Raw genomic sequence first — 16,166 nt, forward strand, 5'->3', positions numbered from 1 at the left:
GCTAGCCTGCACCATTACGCTACTGAAGAGCGATATAGAATTCCAATAAGTTAATAATGCCTAAAACTTCAAGTTTATGTGATATTAATTATTACAATATAAGTCTTTTGTAAGTAAAGTGAAAAATGAGAAAAGCATTAAGAGAAAAAATAATTACGGTCTGCGATAAAAAAATAGCCAGTAAAGGCAATGAAGTTGGGCTTTCATTTTATGCCTTTTTCGCCAATAAAAATAATACGCCTGAATTACTAATGGAAGCCGCAACGTGGTGGATACAAACGCATCAATTAGATCACTTTGTTAAAGCGCATATTATTAAGAAGATGATTGAAGATGGCGTGTAATTAACATTGCAGCTATTTTCTCAAACTACCAAAACGCATTAATCACTAACAAAAATTATTATAAAAGGAATTATACGTGAATACAGTGCCAAATTATCAAGAATACACGCTCGAAGAACTGCAAGAAAGCTATAAGCAACTCGACCAAAGTGCCTACCCTGAAATAGCTGAAAAGATTAAAAAAGAAATCGCCTCTCGATTAGTTGATATTGAAAGTAATGAAGCAACTAATAACACAGGTGAAAGCTACGTTACCCCTAAAGGCAATTGGTTTGCCTTGCATTGGCGCGGCTTATTATCACTAGAAAATAGCTATTGGATAAATGTATTTGCCATTGGCCTGATCCTTTTATATATAACCCCACCACTGTTTCAACTTTTAGCGGATAGTAATGCCTCTTCTGAATTAAGAGGCTTGGCGATTATCGTTTTCTACATAATTATAACAGGCATCTCTATTTGGCAACTCGTTGGGCTATATCGTTCGGCTGATAAACACCCTGCAAGAGGCGGCACTCAGGGTTGGGCAATGATAGCTAAAATAATGGTGTTTATTGGCGTAACTCGCTACTGCTTCGACATGTATCAAACTGGCATCCCTTTTATGCTAGCAAGCAGTAAACTTGCCGTTGGCCAATCAGAACTTCCCCCCATTACCATTCGATTAATGAATAATGGCACAGAAATAGAACTGCAAGGCGGATTCGAGTTTGGTACTGCAGCGCAATTATCACAGGTATTATCTGATAATCCGCAGGTACAAGTTATTCATTTAAACAGTATTGGCGGCCGTTTAGTTGAGGCAAATAAGCTTGCAACTATCGTCAAAAATAAAAATTTGGTCACTTTTACTAAAGTTCAGTGCTTATCAGCCTGCCCTATTGTGTTTCTAGCCGGAAAAGAAAAACTACTCGGTGAAGGGGCTAAATTAGGCTTTCATAGCGCCTCGTTTGGTGGCGTATCTGGTAGCGAACTAAAAGAATTAAACAACGAGTTACTTACGCAACTTGAACAAGCCAATGTTGCCCCTTGGTTTGTTCAAAAAGTATCGAAGGTCAGTGCCGATGACATGTGGACTCCAACTGAAGAAGAATTAATTAAAGCTCGCGTAATAGATAAAATTGTCGACTCGCAAGACTATGCGATGAGTGGCGTTACCGACTGGCAAAACCCAACGACAATTGATCAAGAGTTACAAAAACACGAAATCTATAAAAGCATGAATGTATTCGATAAAGAAGGTTATGCCGCAGTACGCGAAAAAATGGTCGCGTTTATTCAAGATGGCACGCCTTTAAATACCATTAAAACCACTATTAATAATTACCTTTATGTTGAAAGAATAAATCACTATATGCAGTTAGGTGGCGATAATGCAGTAATAGAATATATGGATGCACAAATTGCTCAAATGGAGTTTTTACAAGAAAAATATCCCGCCAAATGTGCCTTCTATACTTATCCTGAGGTATTCGATATTAGCATTGCTGATGATATTACTCGTATAGTACCAGCAACAATTAATGAAAAAGAAACCCTGGCTTTAAACTCACTTATTCAATCTCTATCAGTCGATAATTATATAGTTGATGCAACGGAACAAAACGAACTGATTACCCAAGTAATCAATAAAATGATCGCTTTTGATGCCTCCTACGGCGACGTACTAGGCACGCCAACTGATTATAAAAACGAGCCAGAAAAACTATGTGCTGTTGGCATTATGCTAAACAAAGAAATTAACTTATTACCAAAAGAGAAAGCTGGCGCTTTGTTGAGAAGTTTTTTCTTAACGCGATGATCCGCTATGAAAAGGTTTAGTATTTAAGAGCTTATGTATGTCAGGATATTTTACACAACACTTTTAACTGCTCTTACCTCAAAGCATAACCGACTGAAAAAAATGAATATTTTTCATTTGGCTTATTTTATGCTTGCTTAACAATTGTTTAAATACACAATAATTACAATTACCTACTAACATTCACGGATTAAAACTAAAAGAGGGATTAACATGAGATTTAAATTATTCAAAATACTTGTTACTGGTTTATTTATAACCATGTGTAACGCGGCAAATGCAGGCTTGTTACTCGTTGAACAATATGACGACTATTGGTCAGCAGACGTAAATCTACTAATAAATTACGCTAATACTAACAATGCTAGCTCGTCTGCACTTTCGGAAGTTATTGACTTTACAGATGATCCTGCAGGATTCGCTGGAGCAATTCCTGGCAGCAGCCCATGGCCTTCAGCAAACGGCGCAAATCTAGGTAATTCTCATCCACTTAATAACACCTTTTTCGCTCGCATTACTGGCGAGTTTTTCACAAATACAGCAGACACTTATTTCTTTCAAACTTTTAATGATGATGGTGTATTTGTATTTATAGATGGTGAACTTGTTATTAATGATCCGAACGAACATCCAGAAACTCGTTTCGAAGGTTCTAAATTACTCGGTGTTGGCAGTCATTCTGTTGAGTTGTACTTTTTTGAGAATGGTGGCGAAGCATCATTAGAGTTTTCAGTTGCCGACTCATCTAGAGTTTTTACCCATTTCAACGACCCATTAGGTGCTACTACTTTGGTGGCTGCTGTACCAGAACCTTCTACACTTGCAATTTTTGCATTAGGTCTTATGGGTTTAGCATCTCGCCGATTTAAAAAATAGTCTAAAATAAATTTAGCTTCTCGGTATTAGAAAACATCAATTGTAGTGATTGATGTTTTTTTATGTTTATTTTTTGATAAATTTAGCATCTACATGCTTAAAAGTGTTTTTTTAAAAGCCACAGCTGGCGAAATATTTAAATACCGATGAAATGCAGTTAGGTTTTATTTTAAATGAGTGTCTTTTAAACTTTTAGTACCAGCAACAATTAATGAAAAAGAAACCCTGGCCTTAAACTCACTTATTCAATCTCTATCAATAGATAATTATATAGTTAATGCAACAGAACAAAACGAACTCATTACCCAAGTAATCAATAAAATGATCGCTTTTGATGCCTCTTATGGTGATGTACTAAGCACGCCAACGGATTATAAAAACGAGCCAGAAAAACTATGCGCTGTTGGCATTATGCTAAACAAAGAAATTAACTTATTACCAAAAGAGAAAGCTGGCGCTTTGTTGAGAAGTTTTTTCTTAACGCAATAACCATTTAACAAGCGGATTTTTAGTGATTAAATAGCTTTATCTAAAAAGCTGATATACAAACTTCATCATCTTGTAACGTATAACAAAGCTCAGAGCCTACTAACGTTGGCGGTTCCCCAGTATAGGGGTTTTTATACTTCTCAAGATTTAGAATTTCAGTCAATAAGTCTTTATTTTCTTGAGTTATTATATTTAATAGGAGTAAACGAAGGTCTAGCTTAAATTTTTCATCATAAAGGTTTAAGAACTTGGGTGAAGCGGTTACTTCTAAATAGGCACCGACAATATTTCGATAATTTTTTATGGTAAACCAAATCAAATTATCCATCTCTTTTATGAGCTTTTCCGAATGTTTATCTGCTAAATCACTTGCAGCATTAATCCATGCAACCAAGCTTTCTTTCTTCGCATTATCGGGCATCAATTGCAGGCTATAGTAATCAAACATGCTATTGAGCGTCATATTTTCTTTATACTTTAACTTGGCCTGAAAGCTATGCAGTGAATAACCTAGATCTTCAACTCTATCTGAAATGTACTTAAATTGTAATGATCTTGTTCCTTGTGCAAACATCATTAACCACATCCTATTCATTGATATATCATCATTTGTAAGAGGGCTAAGTGCTTTGTTAAAAATTTCCCAATCAGTGAAACCTTTTTGCTTTAGAGCGATTAATAATGGTTGATAATAAAACTCAAAATTAACAATAGGTATCGCATGAAACAGGGCCTCTGAAGCTGTTCTGAGAAACTTTCTATCTAAAGATATTAGTTGTGACAATTGGTTTGCTGCTAACTCCAAGTCGTTATCTAAGATATGAAAATAAACCTCTATTGCTGCTAACCTTTGAATAGGAATAAGAGAATCCCAGTTAGGCTCAGTTGCTATTGAGTTGAGTGGCATAAAATTAGTAAGCATTGATAACTTGCGATATTGCAGAGTCACTGCCGCGAATTGTTCCGTAATTTTTTCAAGTTCTTTTCTATCTTTGGCTGTTTCAGCTAAGCAATTACCTTTATGAAACTCACAAAAAAAATCATCTTCATATACTTCAGGTAACCCTTCAATATCTGGGTATTTTAGTTGCTGAAAATAATCAAGTGATCCCTTATTAATTTCACCTAATTTAGTTTCGTATATGTCTATAGCTTGAGAAGTAGATATATCGTTAGAAGGCGATAAAGCAATTAATCCAATAAAAGCATTTTCGTTTAGATCCGTTGGTATTGAATAATATTCAATCCATTTACTAGCCTCAGGATTCAACTCATCATCACTATATAAGTGATAAGTGCCAGCAATAATGGCAATTGCTATTAAAAACCCTATTTTAAATTTCTTTATAAAGTCCATTTTAATTAGTGAAAATGTAATAGTAAGTGATAATGACTATACGTTAAATTGCTTAGCAAGCATATATAAAGTAACCTACAACAAGTTGTTTACACTATAAAATTTAAATGGATTTATGAAAATTTTAGTTTTGCTTTTCTTAGTTTTAGGCTTTTCCAGTTACGCTGCCGATGATGATGAAATCAGCGTAAATATCGCCAACCTACCCGAAGGCAAACATGTCGTTTTTGAGTGGCAAGGAATGCCAACAATGGTATTAAAGCCAACAAAAGAACAACTACAGCTCATCAAAAAGAACAAAACTCAGATAACACCACAAGATATTGATAGTGCAATCCAAAGCTATGCCAAAACGAGTGGGAATGAAAAAGCCACTATGCTTTACCACTCAACCAAAGATGCATATCAAAAGAATGAGCTGATTAATCAATACCCAGTAATCGTTCTACTGGCTGTAAGCCCTATTCGTGGTTGTGCTATAAGTGCAGATTATGATGACAATGTACTAGTAGATCCTTGCAGCGGGATCTCATTTTCTTTAGATGGTAGACCATTGGAAAATGGAAGTGAGTTTTCTTCCCCATTATTCATTCCAAACTACACAATTGTAGGTGACTACTTAACCATTCAATCGGCTAATGTTGATAATGCTATAGACTTTTCACCTGATATTTTAGCGTCAGATAAGTCTGATAAAATAAAGCTGTTTGATGCTATCTCTTGGGATAAGTTGAATATTGTAAAAACATTGATTGAACGAGACAAAAACTTACTCGCAGCTAAGACCAGTGTAGATTGTAATGTCGTTCATTTAGCTTCTACTAAATCCAAAGAGCTATTGTCATATTTAATTGATAAAGAAGTATCAACTACACATATTTGTAGCACTAGATATACACCTATCATGTTTTCTATGTTGATGAAAAAACATGACAATGCCGCTTTTTTGTTAAAGCACGGAGCAAAATTAGAGGCATATTGCGAAGGAAATGAGTGTGCAAAATCACTACTTGATTATTTAGAGTATGAAAATGGATATTCCATAGAGTATGCTAAAAAATTAATCCAAGAAATTGTTACTCAACGTTAGTATGTGAATTAAATTATAAGCGAGATAGTTGTGTTCAAAAAGTTTATAAATGGCGTGTTTTTTGGTGCAGGCTTTGCGCTCTCTTTTATTGTCATATTAGTTGTTTATTTTCAGTTTTTCTTTATTGATTCGATTAACGCTCGAACTCCATACACAGAGGACGAAGAAATATCTACTGAGGTCAGTAGTGTTTCTAAACCAAGGTTAGGTTTCTTAGGCTCCTCTGCTATATTTTCAGGTGATTTTCCTAGCGATAAAAATAAAACCCTCTCGCCGGGGGTAGGAAAGATTATTGGTACTATCTATGCTGAAGGTGAGCCAGTTAAAGGTATTGAGCTTAGACTAGGCTTGAATGGAGAGGTAATGAGTCAGTGGGCAACGACCGATAATACAGGGAGATATGAAGTTAATGTACCTGCTGGTGAATATCAAATAAATGGGTATGAAATTGACTTTCAAACGGCAAACAAATTTTTATCTGGTTTAATTGATGCACCAAGGAATATTCATTCAAGTGATATTTTCAAAGTAAGTGACGGCAAAGATGGCGCTGGTTTGAGTTTGTCATTTGTTAAACCCGTTATAAAGCTAAACCCGAAAAGTGAGTTCAATATTGACCAAGAGGTGGTAATTGGTTGGGAAGCTTACCCTGGTGCAGCACACTATTTAATTCAAGTTTATCGAAAAGAAGGTCCTACTGATTACACCACTAGCGATACCTTTTTTGAATGGTCAAATAGAGCAAAAACAACATCCACATCACTAAAGTTGAATGGTTTAAGTGAAAAATTAGCATCGGGCTTTTATTATACATTTGAAGTACATGCTATAGGTGAAAACGGGAAACATATCTCTAGCTCTCGCAGACAATATAGTTCTTTTGATTTTTATATAAATCCAACAAGCCAGACAAAAACGTAATAATGAATACACAGGTTAAAAAATTTAGACATATAACACCTGCATTTTTCTATGTAGCTATCAGCACTTTGGTAGTTACAGTTTCTAGTCGTTGGCTTTTATCTATTCAATGGGATCTTGTTGAGTTGGATGAGGACGTTTGGGAAATTTGGTTTCCTATGGTCTTCACTTGGATTCCTATTTTCTTTCTATTACGCCCTAAATTACAAATATTGGATTTTAAAAAGGATAATGGTCGTTTTATTCTTCAAATGCTGGTTTGGCTTAGTATCGCTATCTCAACCATTTGTGCTCAGAGCTTGCTTACCACTTCGACAAGTGATCTAGTTTCCTTAAAAGTAATTGAAGATGCAAATAATGAAAAGCACTCCAGGTATTATCAAATAAATACCTTTGATGTAGTTGAAGATATGGAGGGTATTCATGTTGATGTAAGTACCAGCGGGAGAGGCAATACTGATATGAATTTTCGTCTGTATGCCACTTACCCTTTTCAACAAACTATCGATGCTCAAACAAAGTACTTTTTTGGAATTCAATATTATAAACGGATCAGTAATAGGCTAAGTCAGCAAGAAAAAGAATCTGAGTATAACAAGTTTGTCAGTGCCTCAATTGCAAAATTAAAAGGGCATAACTTTCAACGTTTGAATCTATTTGAAGTCATTCCTAAATCTGAAAAGCTTGCAGGTTTTCTCCAGGCAATAGCTCAAAACCAACCCACCAAGACTGGACAAAAAGCTTTTATCCTAGAGCCTTATTTCGGTGATTTTGATTCTAGAAATGAAGGTAAGCTTGAAGGTTTAATCATTTCTTTAGTTATTGGTTTATTTCTTTTTATTTTAATTTCATACCTAACAGCTCTCGATAAATTTGAATTGGAACAGCAGCAAAAAGGGAAAATGAATATTGAGATGCCATTTTCTGGTATGGGGGAGTTTCTGGTTCCTGGTAAGGACTATTTTACAATGCCGATTATCATAAATTTGAATCTTTTGGTGTTTATTATTTTGATTTTCAATGGTGTTGGCTTTATTCAGGCATCTGGTGGCGATTTACTTGAGTGGGGAGCAAATAGACGACTAGAGACTATAAATGGGGATTGGTGGCGACTAATTTCGAGCATGTTCTTGCATGCTGGCATCATGCATTTAATATTGAATTTATATGGCCTAATCATGGCCGCTTTGTTTTTAGAGCCAATGATAGGTAGGAAGTTAATAGCTTGTTTGTACTTGGTTTCAGGAGTATGCGGCAGCATTGCAAGTATCATTTGGTATGAAAATACCATAAGTGTAGGTGCTTCAGGTGCCATATTCGGATTATACGGTGCTTTATTAGCACTAATCTTTACCAAGGCGTTTCCTGGTGAAACTAAAGGTGGAATGCTGATGATGTTTGGTCCCTATGTAGCGATAAGTCTATTAATGGGATTAACAGGTGGTATCGACAATGCGGCACATTTAGGTGGGTTATTTAGTGGAGCAATTTTGGGTTTGATAACTTATTCAGTTAAGAAAGTAAGGCTAACCTAATTTTGAAACTTGTATTGTTACCCGGCATGGATGGCACAGGAGAGTTATTTTCAGATTTCTTATCAAATTTTGATGGTGAAACTGCGGTCATATCTTTGCCACAGAGCGGTCCTCAAAAGCACGAGTTTCTTGCTAAGGCTATAGAGAGCAAATTGCCAAATTAATAATTGTACCTGACCTACTTAATAGAGCAAAAACAACATCCACATCACTAAAGTTGAATGGTTTAAGTGAAAAATTAGCATCGGGCTTTTATTATACATTTGAAGTACATGCGATAGACGAAAGCGGTAAGCATATCTCTAGCTCTCGCAGACAATATAGTTCTTTTGATTTTTATATAAAGTCTTTATAAGCCTTATTTTGAATCAGTATCGTTTTAAATTTTTTATACGCTTCGACTTTGTTTACCCTTGTTAATTAAAGAAGTATTATTAAAAAATACACTTAATTTTATTTATTTGATGAAACTTTATGAATTGGTTTGAAAAAAATTTAGAAGCACTTATTTTTTCTAGTCGTTGGCTACTAGCACCTTTTTTTCTCGGCCTGATCGTCGCGATAATTACATTACTTGTGAAGTTCATGAAAGAGCTTTCATCACTTGTTATGATGATTTGGAGCTCAAATGAACATGATGCAATTATTTCTATTCTCACGCTAGTAGACACCTCACTAGTAGCTTGTTTACTGCTAATTATTATCTTCAGCGGTTATGAAAATTTTGTCTCGAAAATTTCGGTTAGCGATCACGAAGATCGGCCGGCTTGGATGGGACGAGTTGGATTTGCTGATCTCAAGCTAAAATTAATTGGTGCCATTGTAGCCATCTCTGCAGTTGAGCTTCTTAAAGCCTTTTTAGTAAGCAATTTATATACTGGTGAGCAACTTGCTTGGAAGGTAGGTATTCACTTCACATTTGTACTCTCTGGCTTATTCTTTGCTATAACTGACTGGATATCCGCAGCTCGGAAAAAAGACCACTAATTATTGAGGTTACTACTAAAATATACCCGCTGCATTTCCTATTTAACTCGACTTTAATCGTTTTTGTACAGGGATGCAGCCAAATAACATTGAACAGAGTGCTTAAAAATACTGTTGAGTCATTTCACTGATTTGGCAATGCTGGAATATTATAATTCCTTTGTCGTGAGTATCTTGGTAAAAATCAAGCTAATAAGACATTGGATAATGGATAGAAACCATTGAAAATCATGTCGAACGTTGGACTACTTTTATTATGCAGCTATCCAATATTTAAGATGCATGAACTTGTAAACTTGTGCTTTGTACGTATTGAAAACGCTAGCAATCGGTCATTCTTTAGGTCAACAGTTATCGAATAACCGACATTAGCTTTTGTTATATCATTAATATATTAAGAACGGTTTTAACCAAAATAACTCGATGTTTGAGAAGCTGGAATAAGCTTATTGTGAGCGTTGAGATTATTCTTGGTTGCCTAATAATTAATAAAGTGTACCTGACCCTACTTAATACTGTTAATTTCCAGTAGCAATTGTCTTCTTATGGAATTCAAGATAGGCTAACTCATATAGCGTTACCCATTTAGCAAGGAAGTACGATGGAATACTCTCTTTTTGCAGATGAAAGTGGCACCTCTCCGCCAGAGCAATGCTTTACAATTGGTTGCTTGCTGGTTCCTCATAAACAACTTCAAGAATTTGAAGATTCAATCACACAATTAATTGAAAAACATAATTTACCTAGAGAAAGAGAGTTGAAATGGTCGAGAGTTAAAAAAAGTTATGGGATGGTAAATTTTTTAATCGACTTAGTTAAATTAATCAATATCTCTCCAGCAAGCTTCATTTGTAAAGTTGCTTGGAAGAAACATTATTTTAATTGGCAGAAAAATGAAGAAGTCGCATTTTATAAATCTTATAGGATGTTAATGACTCATTGCGCTAAAATCTTAAATGCTGAAATAGAAGCGAAAATTGACGATAAATCTGATGCATATAATAGAAGAGCTGAAGTTGTCGAAATAATTGCGAATCACAATTTGAAAATGCGGCTTGGTCAAATTAAACAAGTTCAAAAATGTGACTCTAAATCAGAAGTCATGATTCAAGTTGCTGACTTGCTAACAGGCGCAATAAACGCATCTCATTATTTATATCTAAATCCAGAGGCAGAAATCCATAAAGGAAAAATACTGGCTATAACCAAAATGGCAGAGTGCTTAGGTTGGGTTGCTCTACACTATGATACTTTTCCAAATTCAAATATAAATATTTGGCACTTCCCCTATCAACAGTATAGAGCTGTTCCAAAAACACTTGAGGTTGTGCCCAACTCAAATGTTAGTTATATCGACAAAGAAGAACTAGAGAGATGGATTAAATAATAGGTAGTATTAGCTTTGAGTGATTTAATTTATGCTGCCAACGATAAGGCATTAGAAAATCTGGGATTATATGGGTTCGATGCGTTGAGCGAGTTAGACAAAGTTATCGCTACTGTCTTTGCGATAGAAGCTGAAGTTAATAATGGGGGCTTTGATCAATTTTTCTTTAACTCTTCAGGTGACCTAGCTTTCTATGCACCTACTGCTTTAGTGGCAATTGGAGCATTTGAAATTGCTAAAATAGCAAGAAAGGCTAATTTGATCTTTGGCTCTGACGGGCCTCATCAAGATTGGCATAAGAGAACTCAAAAGCTATTTTCTTTTAACGATAAGTTTGAGAGCTACCTAGAAGATTTAGACGACCAATTTTACAAGTACCCGAATGATCTTGGGGCACTACTAGAAGCATATATTTTAAAGAATACAACTGATGACGATGAAGTAATAACTGATGAATAATGTTGAAAAAGTTAAGCAACTAATACCACTTTGGTATGCACAGAGGAAGTGGGCCGAAGAGCTATTGATGAAGTCGTTCAACCTTTCTAAAGCAGAAGATATCTTGAAGCAGAAATGTAGAGGTGCAAATCAAATTCCCGGCACCAATTGGATGTATCGAACTCATGGTATTGGTATAGATGTTTATCGTACTATTGAAGTAGGTGGAATTGACTTTGATTTTAATAAAATAGCGCCTGACGAGTGGCGGTTAAAAATATTCTTTGAAAAGCAATATAACGAAGGGAATTTACCTTTAGCTGAATACAGAGACCTTGCGGAAGATGAAGATTTATTGGAGTCTTCAATTAAGGAAGCACTAAAACCATAGAGATAGGGTTCTTTTATAGAGCTGATTGAGCGATTATAGATGACGTTAACACCAAACAAAATGGTCACCTACTCTGAAAATATTATAAGAATTGGTGCGCGAAAAATTCGACTTAGTAAACCAATAATTGACGCAAAGGTGATAGAAGATTTCATTTTAGTAATTCATGACTATATGGAATATCCCAAACATGGAACAGCAGCCAATTTAGTTTGCTTAGATATGGACGGGCAAGAAAAGTGGTTAGCAAAGAACCCTACCAATCAAAGTGCTGATGCATATACCAACTTTTATGAAACAAGCGAACCGATATCTGATTCCATTTTTGTTCATAACTTCATAGGTTGTGTTTGTAAAATAGATTTAGCAACAGGTGATATTGCTGAAGTGAAGTACACAAAATAGTCGAATGTTTTCAATGTCAGCGATAAAGGAATTGTGATGGAAAACTGGATATTTCACGATATAAATTTTGAAGGCCAAGCAATAAAAGTGAACGGCATTGATATTTGGAAACATAGCTGGCAGCCAACAACTATTAGTTCTTTTAAAGCACCTCACCCGCAACATAAAGATCAATTGCATGACTTTACTGTATACAGGGTAAAAGATATTTATTTTGCCGCTTCCGAGGTTAGTAATTGTGTTTGGTGCATTTATGTTAAGAATGGAATTGATACAAGGTTTGATGATTTATGAATAAGATAATTGGCGCAGTTACCTTAATGCTTGTTACAAGTATAATTAGTACTTCCTCATTGGCTAAATCGAATCCCTATAGCTGGGAAGAGCTAAAGAAAGATACCGATGTGGTTTTAATGGGAACGGTTACTTCTGCGGAACTACTAGTCAAGCCAGATGATATCGCAATTGTTGGGCGAGATAAGATGATAAAGCTAAAAGTAGCTTTAGATGAGGTATTGTATAAACGCATCTCTTTTGCCAAACCATCAAACACAGTAACCCTCTATCTAACAGGCTACAAAAACAGAATACCTGTTGGTGAGTTTGGTGCGTTCTTCCTTAAATGTGAAGAGGATTGTATGGTCGTAGATGAGCAAAATGGTGCTTGGTTAACCACACCTAAAAGAACTGGTAACTTCGGAAGTAAAGTTATTCATTCAACTAATGTATTCAACACTGAGGCTTTGTTTCTTTTTAACATGCCTAAAGAACTTTGGTCGAATCATTATGAGTGGACTTACTCTAAAGATAAGGACATAGAGTACCTGCAAGAAATAAGCTTCATAACAGAAGACAATTTTTCAAAGAAAATAGCATTGCTATTGAAGCCAAGCCTATGAATCAAAGAAAATTCAAAAATGTAACTAAGGCGGACAACAAAGTATTGTCTGAAAAATTTTCATTTCTTTTAAAATACAATGAACATTGTACAACGAATGATTTTTCGTGGGCTGCGATTACTATTTTTGATCACTGGTTATACGAGACAGACTCCTTTGGCGTTATTGAGAATGCTACTGAAACTCAAAAAAGAGAATGGGATATAACTATTAAATCATTTCTCTCTAAGCTAACTAAATTAGAAGTTCCGCTGAAATACAAATATGTAGGTCGAAATGCATATCAAAAGTTGCAATTTTCGAGCTACATCGATGATCAGCATGTTTCTGAATATTTGTCAGAACAATTTGATGAGGTGTACTCACCAAATATCGTTTTCCCAAGATTAGGTGTCGAGCTTTGGTTTCAAGATAACTGGACTATCCACTTTAAATATTTAAGCCCAGAGCAGTGTTTTGATATGTTTAAGCTTGTTTCTGAGCTTGGGCTTCATATTCTGCCAGCATATTGCGCAGACCACTTAAACGATTATTCAAATTTATCCTCATTCTTGTCAGACAATGGACTGACATCAACTTTAGCAAAAATAAAGAGTAGCTTATGACATTCAAGATCATACTGACTAGTTTGTTGCTGTTTACGGTTCCAGTAATGGCAATTCAAATTAAGGTCAATTTTGGCAAATACTCTGATTACTATCATATTAAATATGAACTTACTTCAGGACAGTATTATGTTAATTCTGACTATGGATTTAACAAGGGCGGGCAATTTGAAGTTTTGGTTCCTAAACGATATTTCCCCATTGATGCGCCTAATTGCAAAAAAGACATCATTATCCGAATGCCATATTCAGACAACGCAGAGATTAAACGGAAGTTATATGATGATCTGGTTTCATCAAAAAATACTGTTGTTACGTTGGAATTAAATCCATATGTAAAAATATTAAAGAAAGAACCTCTCAAGCTAGAGTTAGAATATTGTAATGTTTTCTTTAGACAAAGAAGTGGTGACTATTACGATCAGCTATAACAAAATCTCAAGTGGTGACTGATAATCTCAAGCAATATGACTAGTCACACATTTCTCATTATTTATGACGCACGACATCTCCAAAACCAACAAATTTAAAAAATATTAAAATATTTTTAGAGTAAAGGCTTTACTTTTATAGAGTGGTTACTCTATAATTACTTTGTTCTCTTTTGAGACCTGTTGTATTAATTTTTAAATTCTAGCTTCCCCAAGCTTCTATACCGATGTTACCTTTTGACATCGGTTTTTTTATGTCTAAAATTTGATGATTTTCTTGCTATCAAAGTACTCTGCTTAAACTAAATACATTAATGTTTGCACACTATTTACTGTTTCATCGGTCTATTGTTTCAAGTTGCTTATCAAGATAATATTTCTGAAGCTACTGAGCCATAAACCATTTATCGTTACCGAGTTACTTAGGATCTCTTATGCCAAAATATACGAAATCAAATAATGCTATTGCTGCACTTACGTCTGAGCAATATCGGGTTACGCAAGAAAGCGGAACTGAACGTCCTTGGACTGGTGAACTATTAGAAAATACTGCACCCGGTATTTATGTTGATATTGTTTCAGGCGAACCTTTATTTGCATCAGCTGATAAGTTTGACGCTGGCTGTGGTTGGCCAAGTTTTAGTAAACCAATTGAAAAAACTCATATAAATGAACTTACCGATGCTACACATGGCATGGTGCGTACAGAAGTTCGCTCTACACATGGCGATAGTCATTTAGGGCACGTTTTTACCGATGGTCCTGTTGAAAAAGGGGGGTTGCGGTATTGTATAAACTCAGCTTCTTTAAAATTTATTCATCGCGATAATATGGTCACTGAAGGTTACGAAGCTTACTTAGAACAGGTAGAGGGATAAAATATGACCATTGAACGAGCGGTTTTAGCGGGTGGTTGTTTTTGGGGTATGCAAGATTTAATTCGTAGGTTGCCAGGCATTACAGAAACCAGTGCAGGTTATACGGGTGGCGATGTTGAAAATGCCACTTATCGAAATCATGGTAACCATGCTGAAGCTATTGAAGTTTATTTTGATAATACGGTGATCGGTTATCGTAAAATTTTAGAATTATTCTTTCAAATACATGATCCTACAACAGTTAACCGACAAGGAAACGATCTAGGTAGCGAGTATCGTTCGGCTATATATTACACTAGCGCGGAGCAAAAAATGGTTGCTGAAAAAACGATTAGTGATGTAAATGCCTCTGGCTTGTGGCCCGGTAAAGTGGTTACAGAACTTGAGCCTGTTGGTGAGTTTTGGCAAGCCGAAGCTGAGCATCAAGATTATTTACAGCGCATGCCTAACGGGTACACTTGTCATTTTCCAAGAGCTGATTGGGTACTACCTGAGCAGTAATCTTAACCTTAAGCTTAAAATGAAAACTTGATGCTTAATAAAGCACCTGAAAAAAAACGCCCCGAATCTTCGAGGCGTTTTTTTTATATCTTTGATTTTAGCTAATTACTCTTCTGAATAAGGGCCTTCGGTTAATTCGTTCAGCTCTTGCATATTCTCATCTTGAAACCAATCACAAATCACTTTATCAGCTTGCTCTGCACCGCTGCGCTTTAATGATGAAAACGCCTGCACTTTAATGTCAGCATTGAGCTTTGCGAGTTCTTTTTTAACGGCAAGTACTTGTGCACTTACTTTACCTTGAGAAAGCTTATCGCTTTTGGTTAATAAAGCTAATACCGGTAAATCACCGTCTGCAGCCCATTGAATAAGGTCCATATCAAGATCTTTTAACGGATGGCGTATATCCATTAAAATAACCAATCCCTTTAAACATTCACGCTTTTCTAAATATTCACCTAAAGCTTTTTGCCATTTTTTCTTCATTTCCATAGGCACTTTAGCGAATCCGTAGCCGGGTAAATCGACTAAACGCTTGTTTTCTGCAATTTCAAAAATATTGATTAGCTGAGTACGACCTGGTGTTTTACTGGTACGCGCTAAGCTTCTTTGATTAGTTAATGTATTTAACGCACTTGATTTACCGGCGTTAGAGCGACCTGCAAATGCAACTTCAATACCACTATCTGCGGGTAAACGACGGATATCGGGTGCGCTAAGTGTAAAGGTCGCTTTGCTAAGATGAATGGCTGTAGATGACAAGTTTAGATCCAACTATGTAAGTAAAAACGGCATTATATCGTTTTTTCGCATTAAAGATGCAATTGTATT

The 16,166-nt window shown here is 35.6% G+C and carries 20 protein-coding genes; 18 read left to right on the top strand and 2 right to left on the bottom strand.

Annotated elements, in window-relative coordinates:
• The first annotated feature begins 125 nt into the window (after positions 1–125).
• The 4 genes from AC27H3_RS09255 to AC27H3_RS09270 all read left to right on the top strand — a co-directional run bounded on the left by AC27H3_RS09255 (position 126) and on the right by AC27H3_RS09270 (position 3,510).
• Positions 126–344 (top strand): DUF6500 family protein, encoded by a 219-nt coding sequence (locus AC27H3_RS09255; protein WP_487105584.1) that lies wholly within the window; start codon positions 126–128, stop codon positions 342–344.
• Between the two features lie 76 nt (positions 345–420).
• Complete coding sequence (locus tag AC27H3_RS09260; protein ID WP_487105586.1) at positions 421–2,145, top strand: COG3904 family protein; 1,725 nt, start codon at positions 421–423, stop codon at positions 2,143–2,145.
• 213 nt (positions 2,146–2,358) lie between these two features.
• Positions 2,359–3,021, top strand: coding sequence for a PEP-CTERM sorting domain-containing protein (locus AC27H3_RS09265; RefSeq protein ID WP_487105588.1), 663 nt, complete (start codon positions 2,359–2,361; stop codon positions 3,019–3,021).
• A 177-nt stretch (positions 3,022–3,198) separates the two neighbouring features.
• Positions 3,199–3,510 (top strand): hypothetical protein, encoded by a 312-nt coding sequence (locus AC27H3_RS09270; RefSeq protein WP_487105590.1) that lies wholly within the window; start codon positions 3,199–3,201, stop codon positions 3,508–3,510.
• Positions 3,511–3,550: 40 nt separating this feature from the next.
• Here AC27H3_RS09270 and AC27H3_RS09275 read toward each other — a convergent pair whose 3' ends face one another.
• Positions 3,551–4,867: a hypothetical protein gene (locus AC27H3_RS09275; protein ID WP_487105592.1), complete on the bottom strand. Its 1,317-nt coding sequence runs from the start codon at positions 4,865–4,867 to the stop codon at positions 3,551–3,553.
• Positions 4,868–4,982: 115 nt separating this feature from the next.
• Here AC27H3_RS09275 and AC27H3_RS09280 point away from each other — a divergent pair, with 115 nt between their 5' ends.
• The 14 genes from AC27H3_RS09280 (at position 4,983) to msrA (ending at position 15,335) form a co-directional block, all read left to right on the top strand.
• Positions 4,983–5,957, top strand: a complete 975-nt coding sequence (locus tag AC27H3_RS09280; RefSeq protein WP_487105594.1) for an ankyrin repeat domain-containing protein — start codon at positions 4,983–4,985, stop codon at positions 5,955–5,957.
• Positions 5,958–5,987: 30 nt separating this feature from the next.
• Positions 5,988–6,878, top strand: a complete 891-nt coding sequence (locus AC27H3_RS09285; RefSeq protein WP_487105595.1) for a hypothetical protein — start codon at positions 5,988–5,990, stop codon at positions 6,876–6,878.
• Positions 6,879–6,880: 2 nt separating this feature from the next.
• Positions 6,881–8,413, top strand: coding sequence for a rhomboid family intramembrane serine protease (locus tag AC27H3_RS09290; RefSeq protein WP_487105597.1), 1,533 nt, complete (start codon positions 6,881–6,883; stop codon positions 8,411–8,413).
• A 474-nt stretch (positions 8,414–8,887) separates the two neighbouring features.
• On the top strand, positions 8,888–9,400 hold the full coding sequence (locus AC27H3_RS09295) for a TIGR00645 family protein (RefSeq protein WP_487105599.1): 513 nt from the start codon (positions 8,888–8,890) through the stop codon (positions 9,398–9,400).
• Between the two features lie 601 nt (positions 9,401–10,001).
• Positions 10,002–10,787, top strand: coding sequence for a DUF3800 domain-containing protein (locus tag AC27H3_RS09300; protein ID WP_487105601.1), 786 nt, complete (start codon positions 10,002–10,004; stop codon positions 10,785–10,787).
• Positions 10,788–10,802: 15 nt separating this feature from the next.
• Positions 10,803–11,246: a DMP19 family protein gene (locus AC27H3_RS09305; RefSeq protein ID WP_487105603.1), complete on the top strand. Its 444-nt coding sequence runs from the start codon at positions 10,803–10,805 to the stop codon at positions 11,244–11,246.
• Positions 11,239–11,616, top strand: a complete 378-nt coding sequence (locus AC27H3_RS09310; RefSeq protein WP_487105605.1) for a DUF6896 domain-containing protein — start codon at positions 11,239–11,241, stop codon at positions 11,614–11,616. Before AC27H3_RS09305 ends, AC27H3_RS09310 begins: the two co-directional genes overlap by 8 nt.
• A gap of 39 nt (positions 11,617–11,655) precedes the next feature.
• Entirely contained in the window at positions 11,656–12,021 is a 366-nt protein-coding gene (locus tag AC27H3_RS09315) for a DUF7957 family protein (RefSeq protein ID WP_487105607.1), read from the top strand.
• Positions 12,022–12,057: 36 nt separating this feature from the next.
• Positions 12,058–12,315 carry a hypothetical protein gene (locus tag AC27H3_RS09320; RefSeq protein ID WP_487105608.1) on the top strand — a complete coding sequence of 86 codons (258 nt, stop codon included), beginning with the start codon at positions 12,058–12,060 and terminating at the stop codon, positions 12,313–12,315.
• The gene (locus tag AC27H3_RS09325) at positions 12,312–12,920 is read left to right on the top strand and encodes a hypothetical protein (RefSeq protein WP_487105610.1); all 609 of its coding nucleotides are present in this window, start codon (positions 12,312–12,314) and stop codon (positions 12,918–12,920) included. Before AC27H3_RS09320 ends, AC27H3_RS09325 begins: the two co-directional genes overlap by 4 nt.
• Positions 12,917–13,525, top strand: a complete 609-nt coding sequence (locus tag AC27H3_RS09330; protein WP_487105612.1) for a hypothetical protein — start codon at positions 12,917–12,919, stop codon at positions 13,523–13,525. The genes AC27H3_RS09325 and AC27H3_RS09330 overlap by 4 nt, the downstream gene beginning before the upstream one ends.
• A 47-nt stretch (positions 13,526–13,572) precedes the next feature.
• Positions 13,573–13,956 (top strand): hypothetical protein, encoded by a 384-nt coding sequence (locus AC27H3_RS09335; protein WP_487105614.1) that lies wholly within the window; start codon positions 13,573–13,575, stop codon positions 13,954–13,956.
• A gap of 434 nt (positions 13,957–14,390) precedes the next feature.
• Positions 14,391–14,834 carry a peptide-methionine (R)-S-oxide reductase MsrB gene (gene msrB, locus AC27H3_RS09340; RefSeq protein WP_487105616.1) on the top strand — a complete coding sequence of 148 codons (444 nt, stop codon included), beginning with the start codon at positions 14,391–14,393 and terminating at the stop codon, positions 14,832–14,834.
• A 3-nt stretch (positions 14,835–14,837) separates the two neighbouring features.
• Positions 14,838–15,335, top strand: coding sequence for a peptide-methionine (S)-S-oxide reductase MsrA (msrA, locus tag AC27H3_RS09345; protein ID WP_487105618.1), 498 nt, complete (start codon positions 14,838–14,840; stop codon positions 15,333–15,335).
• Positions 15,336–15,440: 105 nt separating this feature from the next.
• Here msrA and yihA read toward each other — a convergent pair whose 3' ends face one another.
• Positions 15,441–16,097 carry a ribosome biogenesis GTP-binding protein YihA/YsxC gene (gene yihA, locus AC27H3_RS09350; protein ID WP_487105620.1) on the bottom strand — a complete coding sequence of 219 codons (657 nt, stop codon included), beginning with the start codon at positions 16,095–16,097 and terminating at the stop codon, positions 15,441–15,443.
• Between the last annotated feature and the right edge of the window lie 69 nt (positions 16,098–16,166).

The organism is Colwellia sp. NW0002-52-1 (genome assembly GCF_057550865.1).